This is a genomic window from Flavobacterium sandaracinum (genome assembly GCF_004349135.1).
GTDB lineage: Bacteria > Bacteroidota > Bacteroidia > Flavobacteriales > Flavobacteriaceae > Flavobacterium > Flavobacterium sandaracinum.
The window spans coordinates 1-10,996 of the sequence record NZ_SMFN01000036.1; the positions used below are offsets into that span (position 1 = coordinate 1).

The following is a 10,996-nucleotide window of genomic DNA, read 5'->3' on the forward strand; positions in this document are numbered from 1 at the left end:
TCTTTACCGTATTTCTTGAAAGGGATAAGTAGCTACTTATAAATAACTTACTCTTTCCATTACAATAGAATTTAATTACTTTTCTAATTTTACTCATGTCTGTTATTTTGTTTGCCATAATCCGTATATTTTTAACGAATGTATGGTTCTAACAACATGAAAAAATCAATAGTTTTTAATCGTTAATTAACCACAAAACCTGGTGGTCAATTTGCTCCGGAATTAGGTGGTCAGTTTGCTCCGGAACGGGTGGTCAATTTACTCCGGAATTAGGTGGTCAAATTCACCGGTTTTTCCAGTGTTATCAATTTGCTCTAATTTTGCTTCATGTTTACTTCTTTCAACTTCTAAAAGTTTCGCCTTTTCATTTATTTCTTCTGGATCAACTTTTTGCTCTTTAGACTCTTTCCCGCATAAGCTGCATATATGATCTTCTATTTCGCTCTTTTTTTTATCTTCACTGACTTTTTTTTCACAGTGCGGGCAGGTTTTTATTTCAAGATTTGTAAAGAAACTTTCTGATTGCCGATATATATTGATATTGAGCTCTCGCTTTCTCAGCTTAGTTACTTCTGACGAAATCTTTGCTTTATCACCCTCAAGGCTTTGTAATTCTGCCTCACAGGCAATCAGTTCATTTTTCCCTTTTTGATAGGCATCTGAAACAACCCTCTGCTGTTTTCTTGACTCGTTAATTTTTTCAAACAATTTGTTGTATTCCTCTACTAATGGGCGATCATTGAATTCAATTTTTTGCCCCTCTTGAAGAGCTTTCATTTCAAGAGTAACTTCAGCCAGCCTCTTTTTTAAATGTACTTCGTTATTTTTGTTAAACTCCAGCTTGGTTTTATCAATTAGTCGCTTTTTACCAATAGTTTCCAATACCCTATCCATTTGAATGTTTAGCATATTAATGGGGTATGTCAAGGGTAAACCCAAGATCATTTCGAATATTTTTTTTCCCTGTAAGCCATATCTTTCTTTATCAAAAAAAAGATATTCGTAGTTACTAGATTCCAAATAAATAGATTTAAAATAAGTGGCCCAACTAAGACTTGAAGTATTCATTTCAAAAGAGTCCTTGGCACTATTTTTTTGGGTATACTTTAGGGTATAAAATGAAAACTGCTCGAAAAAAAAGTCCTGTATCTTCTCTTCGAATTGTATTTGGTTATTAAATTCAAACTCAATCTCTTTTTGTGCATCATCAAACTTTTGGTTTTCTCTTAGCTCCATGAACCTATTGATTGAAAATCTATAGACTCCGCCCCTGTCCCTTCCTGTCCTATTAATGTAGCACGTATAGGTTATTTTACCAATAGTAAATTGAAGGAATATTTCAGTAATCCAGGGTTTGATATCTTTCTTAATACTATCTGCTCCAGTTAGAGCAAATTTTATGATTTTAAAAATGGTGGATTTTCCTTTGTGGTTGTCAGCAATCCAAACATTAATACCTTGGTAAACTGGCTGATCGAATATAAAGCTCTCACCGGTTTTCTTTTGCCCCGTAAATAGTAACCGATCAATTACTAGGGATTTCCCTAATGAATTTGGACTATCTTTATTGTAATCTTCTTCTAAATGAAGGATTTCTTCCACTTCTTCTAAAGTGATATTCTCTGCAAAGTGCTCGTGAACATACTTGAGGAAATCTTTATAATTAATCTGTCTTTCGTCCATTATAATGATTTATTAAATCTTTGAAAATATGCTAGTTTCACCTTGCTATTAATATTCTGGATATGGCTACGGTAAGAGATATTACTATACTCCCCATATCTATATTGTCTAGATTTTAACTCTGTCCCTGAAAAACTTCCAAAATATTCCTTTATCAACATACAACGATCATAATACCATTCTACCGCTGAAATATCATTGAGAAATCCTATAATTTTATTAGAGCCTTCATAAGTTATGTAGTATATTTTATCATATGTCTTTCCATCAGATCTTTTTTTACTTTCATGTGTGATTAAACCAACGCTGACAAGATATGCTATCACATCATCAATACTTTCATATGCTCCATGAAAAAATTTTTCCATTTCTTCCACCCGTAATTCGGGTTCATTATCTAAATAAATAGCTTCAATTATTTTCCCAATCTTTTCTTTGTCATTTGATGTATTATTATCTAATAAATCCATTAATTCCATTGAAAGAAAATCAGGATAGCGAAGAAGAAAATCTAACGCCTGTATTTTTATCTCACTGCGAAATACACCATATTTCCCTGATCTTTTATCCTCCAATGGATCGCAAAAAGTATAAAGAATGATCATAATACGTAAGCGATCACGAAATTTTTTAAGATAGTCCTCCATAGATATTATATTTTGTGTAATGCTAAGATATACAAATATCTAATAAAACATTGTGGCAGGTTTTCAATTATATGCTGCCTCTGTTTTAAAGTAAGCTTCCATCTCTTTTTTTAAATTTCGAGTTCATTATATTAAGATACAATATTAATCCTACTCCATAAATCCGACCTTAATCTCAATCAACATATCCATGCTAGCCTGAACAGTATTTTCGAAAAATTCAGCCATGATTTTTGCTATTTCACTACTGGCAGGGCTCACCGTATTCTTATCCAACAAGGATGCGATCCTGACAAACAACTCTTCATTCAATCTTGCTATTTTTGCCATATCCCGCCCCATAACGCGTGCAGCCAACATATCAAGTTCTTGATCTTGACCAAATAAATCGAGATGGTTTGCATAAATCTCTTCGGTATACATGTCGAAGAAGTGCTTTAAAATCTTACTGATGTCTTTAATATCGTCCCTACGGATTTCAGGTCGGTCCTCATATGCCATCAGCTTTAACAATACTATTCCTGGAAGCGTGCAGAATTTAAAGTGGTGCTTTCCTTCCAGTTCTGCTTCCGGAAGTCCTGCATCATATATTTCCTTAAAACCGGGAACACTAACATCTGTAAGACCGGTGCCTTCGACCCTTACATGAGATCCTTTACCTTCTATCTCGCCAAACGGCAGTAAATCAACTTGAATGTAACTTTTCCACACCAGTACAAATGCATTGTCTTTGTATGGATGGAATCCCTCAGTCTCTATCAGATATTTTTTTAATCCTTCATAGGTTCCTTTATCATTGATGAAAACAGCAAAATCAATATCTCCCGTAATGCGGCTTGGCGGGATATCATTTATTGCGGACATCCAAACATCTCGTGCCACTGCCCCAACGAGATAGAAATCTATACTAAACTTTTTCAAACCCCTCTCCAGTGCCGTAAGCATTTCTGAAAGTTTTGCTTCCTGCCTTAATTGCTTAAAACTTATCTTGTAGGTACTCATCGTATATTCTTTGTGCTGTTTCTGTACATCTTCTATCTCCCTTATTCATTAAATCGGCATATGCCAAAAGTGGATGCACTGCATTTTCGTTTACTAAATCATGTTTCCAGAATTTCTTAAATACCTTGACGTTACCTTGCTTGTCCGGAACCAATCTATAGTTCCTGATCAAATCATTCCATTCTTCCGCGGTATAGATTGTCAGCTCTTCTGGACGCAGGTAATTTGTATAAATTGCCCCGGCGGGTTCACCGCCCCAATATGTTTCTTGGTTTTTAAGAGGAATTTCTTTCCAATTGTAAAAATCTTCTTCCTTCAGAAACCTAAATGTACCAATATTTAACGTTGGCTTAAGACGTTTCTCATATTCCAAAATCCATTTTTCCAACAGTTGCTTCTTATTTTCCAACTTTTGCTCATTCTTTGTCAGCTGTAATAGATAACCTTCCTGTGCCAGCCCATTGAATATATTATTAATATTACCCAAGCCTGTACCGGTGCGTTGCGCGATTTCTCGATATGGTCGATTTACCCATTCTTCTTCAATTAGAAACTGGAATATGACCTGCAGCCCAGTCTTTGTAAAGGCACGGTTGCCGCCTGTAGTTGCAGTAACCTCATTTTTCCTACCGTCAATATAAATGTAAAGGCCATCCATTAGCAGGAACATGTTTCCGCTTGCCTCCAAGTAATTGATTTGCTTTTCTTTTAGCTCCTGCTTAACCTTAGGAAATATACGATTAGCAACTATCATAAATGGTGCTTCACTGCGTGCCTTATCCTCCATAATGGTAAGATGCATTCCACGTAGTTCTTTTTTAACTGCTACATTTAATACAACAGCAGGATGATACTTCATATGAAGCGTCAGCTTTCCATCAATGAAACCATCATTAGTTGCTTCTCTCCATTCAGCACGTATCTCATCTTTATGAAGATTATGTATTGCGTTTTGTATAATGTACTGCTCGTTCATCTTGTTCACTTTATACTTATGTTCACGAAAACGTGAACACTTAATATTAGTGAACAAATATATAATTATTTAGCTACATCAACAACATCAGTAACAATTATTTGTATTGTAACTACATCTAATATATAATCAAGAACTCAATCACCACTAGTAGCATCAACTATTTGTGCTCTAACTAATCTAATATTATTAATCAATAACTCTATCAACAGCAGTTTAAAAAAAAATCTTAAACATCGATTTATAGATTTTGTCATATTGATGAAATTTTCTGATCATTAGAACCATTTACCAATATCTTCGTTGCTTCCCCTTCATTTTTATATTCAAAAACCAGTATGCTTTTGTCTTATTTCAGGAGCAAAGGTAACTCCGTGTTCTTAACGCAATAGCAAGGCCTGGTCCTTCAGATTTGCCAAAAAATCTCCACCCATCCAGGTTGTATTTTTTATCAAAGCCTTGCTATTGCTAAACACTCACCTTTTTATGCTCATGAAACAAAACATAGCATACTCCGGCTCTTTAGACGAATAAAAAAAATGTCAGCAATGAGAAATAAAATATTAAAAATGGTAATGGTGAAACAAAACAACACCTCCTCTCATTGCCGAATAAATAAAATCTCAAAAAAAATAATTCATTAAAAAAGTAAAAATCATGAACATCATTGGAAGAGTGACAAAAGATGCGCAGGTACGCACATTGTCAAACAGCAAACAGGTAGTAAATTTTTCAGTAGCCATCAACGACAGCTACCGAAATAAAGCGGGCGAACGTATAGAGCAGACAACCTACTTCGACTGTGCTTACTGGCTTAGCGTAAAAGTAGCGACAATACTCACTAAAGGCACTCTTGTAGAACTCACAGGCAGAGTAAGTGCAAGAGCGTGGACAGGCAATAATGGAGAAGCAAACGCAAGTCTGAACTTCAACACCTTGCAAATCAAATTGCACGCAGGCGGTAAAAAATCGGAAACGGTACAGGCTACCACGGGAATCAATAATAACAAAACGGAGAACGACCTCCCATTTTAACTGCAGGTTTTCAAACAATTTTTAAACTTTTTAAATCATTTCATCATGGCACATAATATCAATTTTAACAGCAACACAGGACATTACTCATTCTTTAGCGTAAAAGAAAAAGCGTGGCACAGCTTAGGGCAAATTGTAGAGCAATACCCAACAAGCGAAGAAGCTATCAAACACGCAGGATTAGACTATGAAGTGGCTAAAAGACCGCTATATACCAAAGGATCCGGAATTATTGAAACCGCAAACGGTATCGAAATAGGCAGTAGTGAACTGGAAGTACCCAATTATTACGCCAATATCCGTACCGATAACAATGCAGTATTGGGTGTGGTTGGCAAGGACTACCACATCGTACAAAACCATGAGGCATTCAATTTCTTTGATGCTATTGTAGGGGGTGGCGAGGGAATATTGTACGAGACCGCAGGGGCATTGGGACAGGGCGAACGCATATTTATCACAGCCAAACTGCCCGATTATATCCGAGTGGGCAATGGCGATGATGTTACGGAAAAGTACATTTTCCTAACCACTTCGCACGATGGTAGCGGAAGCATAACAGCAGCCTTCACCCCTATCCGCATTGTTTGCCAAAATACCCTTAACGCCTCGCTTCGTAATATGAGCAACGTGGTACGCATCAAACATACTTCGGGAGCAAAACAGCATTTGGAAAATGCCCACAAACTTATGGGCTTGGCGGATACCTTAAGCACACAGTTAGAGGGAATATTTAATGAATGGGCTAAAGTAAAGGTAACTGACCAAGAAGTAAAAAAACTAATCCAATTAGCTCTTTGTCCGAATAAGGAAACATTGGATTTGATTAAAAAGGGTGCGGATGATGAAGTTTCCACCGTGTTTAAAAATGTGGTGCAAGATGCCTTTGCATACGCTATGACAAGCGACACTCAACAAATGGACACCACCAAAGGTACATTGTTCGGGGCGTACAATGCTGTGACAGGCTACTACCAAAATGTACGCAGTTACAAGGATGATGAAGCCAAACTGCAATCTATAGTTATGGGTGGAACAGCACAAATGAAATCGCAAAAAACATTTGAACTATGTACTTCTTTCGAGAAAATCGGTGCAGACGTATTCAATTTCAATTAATCTGAATGTATAACCACAGGCGACCGCCTTCGGGTGGTTGCTTTTAAATAGCAAAAAATGAAAGTAACAGATTTAAACGGTTGCCCTATTGAAGTAACAGACCTTAAAGAAGCAATCCGTATAACCAAACAGTACAAAAAATACATGCACGAAGATAAAAGCTACTCCGATTTTGATAAAAGGCAGAACACCTATTGGACAGATATATACGAGAAGTTAACAGTAATAAAAGAGCCATGTAAAAACAATTAAATTTTTAGAACGATGAACACAAATTTTTTCAATCAGATAGCGCAAATGGGCATTACAGGAGATTTACAACTCACTATATCAAAGGGTATAGAAAACAACCTTATTGTTTCTATAATACTTCAAAATGAGCAATGTGGAGATAACGCAAAACAACTGATACCACCACTTAATCTAAGGGGAACGGCAGAAGAATTGGATGAGGGATTTTTTCAGCAGATAACAACTCCTTTGCAAACCGCTTCAGGTTTAATGGTAAATATGGAAGCCTTTATGAAACAGTTGGAAGAAGCTAAAAAGCAATCGGCAATGGAAAAGGAAAAATCCGACACACAAAAGAAAGAACAGGAAGCCAAAGACAAGAAGTTTAAAGACGGTATGGTAAAGGCAGACGAATTGGAAAAAGAGGGCAAATTCCGTGAAGCGTGGATGAAAGTACCCGAAATTACAGATTATCCCGAAAAAGCGGACGAAATACGAAAACGCAAATCGGAACTATCAAACCAATTTTCTTCAACAGGTCTGTTTGCAACAGAACAACCTAGTGTTTAACAAAAAATTCAATAGTTATGTTAGTAACAACACAGTTAGAACGAGTATTTATACTTAAAGATAAAGGACAGGAGATCAGACTGACCGACCCCGAACCACGTTGGAGTGTGGAAGCGGTACTGAATTTTTACGCCAATACGTATCCCATACTAACCACCGCAAAAGTATCTGCCCCCATCATCCGTGATGATAAGATAGAATACAAATTAGAGAGCGTCATGGGAACAAAAGGTTAAACCAAAAATAAAAAACAATGAACTATGCAACGCAATATCCTATCGGGAACTATAAGCATACCCGAACAGAAAACACAACGGCAACTGAACCAACAATTGGGCGAGTTCGCACAATGGATGCAAAGAGCCAAAGACACAAACGAAGTACGGAAAGACAAACAGAAATCTGTACCGATAGCAATGCTTCCAATGGTTTTCTAAAGTGTGGGTTTCTGCCTAAACTGAAAACAACACAATCCACACAGGATTGTAAGAAAACAGCAAAAACGCAAAGGGATTTTTACAAGTCCCTTTCCCAACTTACAGAGCATTACGGCATTGAACCGTTACAAACGCAGGAATACGGCTATCCCTACAATATGGCTTTGGCTATGTGGGATGCTGAAAGCAAGTTAAAACAAAACAATGTCAATTGGGATAATTTACGTTTGGTACAGGATAGTAAGAAAACATTTTTTACGAGCGAAGAACGATACAGCACAGGTACAACCCTATACTATATTCCAATCGTGCCACTCTTTCAAATGCTCCATGACCCAAAGCGTAAAAAGACGGCTCAATTGCTTGTTTCGATTTGCAGTTATCTATATCATATTGTCGATATACCGTATTATAGACAGGAAAACAGCTATCTGTATTGGATGTATGAAATTATGAACGATTGGGTAGAACAGGATGATTATACCGAAGAAACGGACAGCTGTATTGCTGAGATTGCAAAAGCTGAATGGATAGGCGAACGGGTTGAACAGAAGCTATTCAACCGTATCAATTTACAGGTATTTGAACAGCGTTTAAACCACTTTAAAAGCCGTGACACATTCGACCAGGAGTGCCAAAAAGTAGCTTGCGATGCCTTTGCCCTCTATGCGCAATATCCATTTGAGAGCATTTTCCGAAACGCACCAAGACCCGAAGAAGACCCCTATACTGATGAAAACGACTCCGAAACTGTTGGAATGGAAAAATACATCTCCTTTATAGCGGATACCACAGGTTGGTTGTATGAAAGGCTTGCCGATAGCATCAATAATGAGTTTAACGAGTATGGAGTAATGGAAGAACCGACCATTTGCAAACGCTTTGACGGAAGTACCATTACACAAACCAATCTTGATTTTGAGAACCGCCTGTTTGCCCTTTTGGACGAACTATGCACACTACTATATGATTATAAAACAACAATAAAATGAGCAACGTAAACGACATAACCGATAATTTTGGAACGCTTTACCATCCAAAATCTGCATTGGTTTTTTACCAAACCAAAGGGACAAATACCTATATGTATGTGGAGCATTTTGATATGAACAAAAACGGAAATCCTATCAATGCCCATCCATTGACCGTAAATGAAGCCAAAATATTGGCAAAGGCTTTGCACACCGATAAAGAAAAGGACAAAGCCTTTTTAAAACCAAAAGGAATTTTGCCGACCAATATACTGCATATTAATCCGAGCGAAAAAGGCACTGTACTTTGGTACACCAAGGCACAGGAACAGCAATTGTATTTTGTAAACGGCTTGGGCATGCCCAACGGCAAAGCGTCTGTACCGTCAATGCTTTGGTATGCTAGTAAAAACAGCCTTGCCGTATTTGCTCTTACTACTGACAGAAGACCAACAGAAAATACACCATTGTATTTTGCTCCTTTCTTCAACATTTATGAAGATGGTAAAGTATGTATGGGAACTGTAAGTATAGACATTAAAAATTCTGCTTCTGTAGAGGAATTTACCGATGCTTGGGAAGACTACTTTTTTAACAGCTATTTCAGCCATTTATTAGGAAAACAAAATCCCATAAAAGGGAATTGCGTAAGCCTTTGGAAAAAATTGATTGAAACAGGTGAAGCCTTTCCTAAAGATGTATTGAAAAAGAACAACAAAACCCTTAAAAATCTTTTGTGATGAATACCGAAAAACTAAAAGTACATTTTACAGATAACTATTTGATAACTCCCACCAATCCCATTACGGTAAACTTAATCGGTGCAGGTGGTACAGGCTCAAAGGTTTTGACCGCTTTAATGGAAATAAACCACAGCTTAATCGAATTGGGACACGCAGGCTTACTGGTGCGTTTGTGGGATGATGATATTGTGACCAATGCCAATTTAGGAAGACAGCGTTTTGCCGAAATTGAAACAGGGTTATACAAATCCGTTGCACTAATTAACCGTGCAAACCGCTTTTCAGGGACAAATTGGAAAGCCGAAACCACAAAGTTTGAAAAGGACAGTTTGGGCAGAATACCCGAAGAAGCACAGGCAACTATTTACATTACCTGCGTGGATAATATAAAGGCGAGGTTTGGAGTTGCCGAAATTCTGAAAGAAATTTGTAAACGCAGACACCACAGGGATGAACCGAAATATTGGTTGGATTTTGGCAACAGCCAGCATACAGGGCAAGTGTTACTGTCTACCATAGGAAACATTCATCAACCCAATTCGGAGAAATACGAAACGGTGGCAAGCCTGCCAATGATTACGGAAGAATTTGGAGAATTATTGAAGCAGTCCGAACAACACGATGAAACACCGAGTTGCAGTTTAGCGGAAGCTTTGGAGAAACAGGATTTGTTTATCAATTCCTCTTTAACACAAATGGGCTGTTCGCTTTTATGGAGCTTATTTCGGTATGGTATGACTCCGTACAGAGGCTTTTTCCACAATCTGAAAGACTTTCGTACCCACCCCATAAAAGTCGCCTGATAGTCAAAATCGGGCGGCAAAAAGACACTCCCTTCCGATGGTCGGGACAGTCTTTTTGCGCCAAATCGGTGCAACCACTTTACCAAAATGCACCTTTCGCACTTCCTAACTCCGCATTTTACCAAACAGGTTGGAATCTTATTTCTAAGGGATATTCATTATCCCTTTCGTTGTTTCAGCCGACTTCTTTTCTTTCCACATCAGCCACCAAAGAAAAGATTCTGTGTTATAAACCAAATATATTTTTTAAAAATGATAGAAATTTAATACTATCTCTTCTCTAATTCTCGCTATATATTATTTAAAAATAACAGTTGATGTTCTAATTCTTTATTACTGTGTGAAATTGAGCATAAATTTATACATTTGCCAAATGAAAAATTTATCATTCATATTAGCATTAATGGTCTTGGTCTTATCGATCTTGCCAGGCTTTATGGAAGATAAATGCTTTGACGTCATACATCAAACAACAAATAGTCAGGAAGAAGATAGCGACGGTTGCGGTATGGAATGTTGCTCGCCTTTTTCTAAATGCAATACCTGTACTGGATTTGTAATTACTTCTTTTTATGCTTTAACATCCAATTATGTCCAACAACCTAAAAAGAAATTAGGTGTAATAACTGCGTCAGCTGTTTCAGACTTCTTCTCTTCCATTTGGCAACCGCCTAAGATTAATTAATGTTTTTAGTGTCTTCGGCACAATAACAAATTGCGGTGCTACAAACCGTCAATTCTTATTTTTCAAACATTAATAATTTTTCATATAATGAAAA

The 10,996-nt window shown here is 37.1% G+C and carries 13 protein-coding genes; 9 read left to right on the plus strand and 4 right to left on the minus strand.

Going from position 1 to position 10,996, the window contains the following annotated elements; all coding sequences use genetic code 11:
• Positions 1–258 precede the first annotated feature (258 nt).
• From E0F91_RS17125 to E0F91_RS17140, 4 genes are all read right to left on the minus strand, one after another.
• Complete coding sequence (locus E0F91_RS17125; RefSeq protein ID WP_132067591.1) at positions 259–1,683, minus strand: hypothetical protein; 1,425 nt, start codon at positions 1,681–1,683, stop codon at positions 259–261.
• Positions 1,683–2,330 (minus strand): hypothetical protein, encoded by a 648-nt coding sequence (locus tag E0F91_RS17130; RefSeq protein WP_086452622.1) that lies wholly within the window; start codon positions 2,328–2,330, stop codon positions 1,683–1,685. Before E0F91_RS17130 ends, E0F91_RS17125 begins: the two co-directional genes overlap by 1 nt.
• A 150-nt stretch (positions 2,331–2,480) precedes the next feature.
• Positions 2,481–3,332 (minus strand): hypothetical protein, encoded by an 852-nt coding sequence (locus E0F91_RS17135; protein ID WP_086452621.1) that lies wholly within the window; start codon positions 3,330–3,332, stop codon positions 2,481–2,483.
• Entirely contained in the window at positions 3,307–4,308 is a 1,002-nt protein-coding gene (locus tag E0F91_RS17140; RefSeq protein WP_132067592.1) for a type IV toxin-antitoxin system AbiEi family antitoxin, read from the minus strand. Before E0F91_RS17140 ends, E0F91_RS17135 begins: the two co-directional genes overlap by 26 nt.
• Positions 4,309–4,965: 657 nt before the next feature.
• Between E0F91_RS17140 and E0F91_RS17145 the strand changes: the two genes are divergently transcribed.
• The 9 genes from E0F91_RS17145 to E0F91_RS17185 all read left to right on the plus strand — a co-directional run bounded on the left by E0F91_RS17145 (position 4,966) and on the right by E0F91_RS17185 (position 10,902).
• Positions 4,966–5,343 carry a single-stranded DNA-binding protein gene (locus E0F91_RS17145; RefSeq protein ID WP_086452619.1) on the plus strand — a complete coding sequence of 126 codons (378 nt, stop codon included), beginning with the start codon at positions 4,966–4,968 and terminating at the stop codon, positions 5,341–5,343.
• 45 nt (positions 5,344–5,388) lie between these two features.
• Positions 5,389–6,462: a DUF932 domain-containing protein gene (locus tag E0F91_RS17150; RefSeq protein ID WP_086452618.1), complete on the plus strand. Its 1,074-nt coding sequence runs from the start codon at positions 5,389–5,391 to the stop codon at positions 6,460–6,462.
• 57 nt (positions 6,463–6,519) lie between these two features.
• Positions 6,520–6,714 (plus strand): hypothetical protein, encoded by a 195-nt coding sequence (locus tag E0F91_RS17155; protein ID WP_086452617.1) that lies wholly within the window; start codon positions 6,520–6,522, stop codon positions 6,712–6,714.
• 12 nt (positions 6,715–6,726) lie between these two features.
• The gene (locus E0F91_RS17160; protein ID WP_086452616.1) at positions 6,727–7,263 is read left to right on the plus strand and encodes a PRTRC system protein E; all 537 of its coding nucleotides are present in this window, start codon (positions 6,727–6,729) and stop codon (positions 7,261–7,263) included.
• A gap of 17 nt (positions 7,264–7,280) precedes the next feature.
• Complete coding sequence (locus tag E0F91_RS17165; protein ID WP_086452615.1) at positions 7,281–7,499, plus strand: PRTRC system protein C; 219 nt, start codon at positions 7,281–7,283, stop codon at positions 7,497–7,499.
• Between the two features lie 17 nt (positions 7,500–7,516).
• The gene (locus E0F91_RS17170) at positions 7,517–8,692 is read left to right on the plus strand and encodes a hypothetical protein (protein ID WP_086452614.1); all 1,176 of its coding nucleotides are present in this window, start codon (positions 7,517–7,519) and stop codon (positions 8,690–8,692) included.
• Positions 8,689–9,411: a PRTRC system protein B gene (locus tag E0F91_RS17175; RefSeq protein WP_086452613.1), complete on the plus strand. Its 723-nt coding sequence runs from the start codon at positions 8,689–8,691 to the stop codon at positions 9,409–9,411. The genes E0F91_RS17170 and E0F91_RS17175 overlap by 4 nt, the downstream gene beginning before the upstream one ends.
• Positions 9,411–10,217 carry a PRTRC system ThiF family protein gene (locus E0F91_RS17180; protein ID WP_086452612.1) on the plus strand — a complete coding sequence of 269 codons (807 nt, stop codon included), beginning with the start codon at positions 9,411–9,413 and terminating at the stop codon, positions 10,215–10,217. Before E0F91_RS17175 ends, E0F91_RS17180 begins: the two co-directional genes overlap by 1 nt.
• A 436-nt stretch (positions 10,218–10,653) precedes the next feature.
• Complete coding sequence (locus E0F91_RS17185; RefSeq protein WP_243698928.1) at positions 10,654–10,902, plus strand: hypothetical protein; 249 nt, start codon at positions 10,654–10,656, stop codon at positions 10,900–10,902.
• Positions 10,903–10,996 lie beyond the last annotated feature (94 nt).

Excerpts from the sequence above, each read along its gene's own strand:
- E0F91_RS17130 (WP_086452622.1), bottom strand. The coding sequence starts at position 2,330 with ATGGAGGACTATCTTAAAAAATTTCGTGATCGCTTACGTATTATGATC.
- E0F91_RS17160 (WP_086452616.1), top strand. The coding sequence starts at position 6,727 with ATGAACACAAATTTTTTCAATCAGATAGCGCAAATGGGCATTACAGGA.
- E0F91_RS17135 (WP_086452621.1), bottom strand. The coding sequence starts at position 3,332 with ATGAGTACCTACAAGATAAGTTTTAAGCAATTAAGGCAGGAAGCAAAA.
- E0F91_RS17140 (WP_132067592.1), bottom strand. The coding sequence starts at position 4,308 with ATGAACGAGCAGTACATTATACAAAACGCAATACATAATCTTCATAAA.
- E0F91_RS17155 (WP_086452617.1), top strand. The coding sequence starts at position 6,520 with ATGAAAGTAACAGATTTAAACGGTTGCCCTATTGAAGTAACAGACCTT.
- E0F91_RS17145 (WP_086452619.1), top strand. The coding sequence starts at position 4,966 with ATGAACATCATTGGAAGAGTGACAAAAGATGCGCAGGTACGCACATTG.
- E0F91_RS17165 (WP_086452615.1), top strand. The coding sequence starts at position 7,281 with ATGTTAGTAACAACACAGTTAGAACGAGTATTTATACTTAAAGATAAA.
- E0F91_RS17125 (WP_132067591.1), bottom strand. The coding sequence starts at position 1,683 with ATGGACGAAAGACAGATTAATTATAAAGATTTCCTCAAGTATGTTCAC.
- E0F91_RS17170 (WP_086452614.1), top strand. The coding sequence starts at position 7,517 with ATGAACTATGCAACGCAATATCCTATCGGGAACTATAAGCATACCCGA.
- E0F91_RS17175 (WP_086452613.1), top strand. The coding sequence starts at position 8,689 with ATGAGCAACGTAAACGACATAACCGATAATTTTGGAACGCTTTACCAT.
- E0F91_RS17150 (WP_086452618.1), top strand. The coding sequence starts at position 5,389 with ATGGCACATAATATCAATTTTAACAGCAACACAGGACATTACTCATTC.
- E0F91_RS17180 (WP_086452612.1), top strand. The coding sequence starts at position 9,411 with ATGAATACCGAAAAACTAAAAGTACATTTTACAGATAACTATTTGATA.
- E0F91_RS17185 (WP_243698928.1), top strand. The coding sequence starts at position 10,654 with ATGGAAGATAAATGCTTTGACGTCATACATCAAACAACAAATAGTCAG.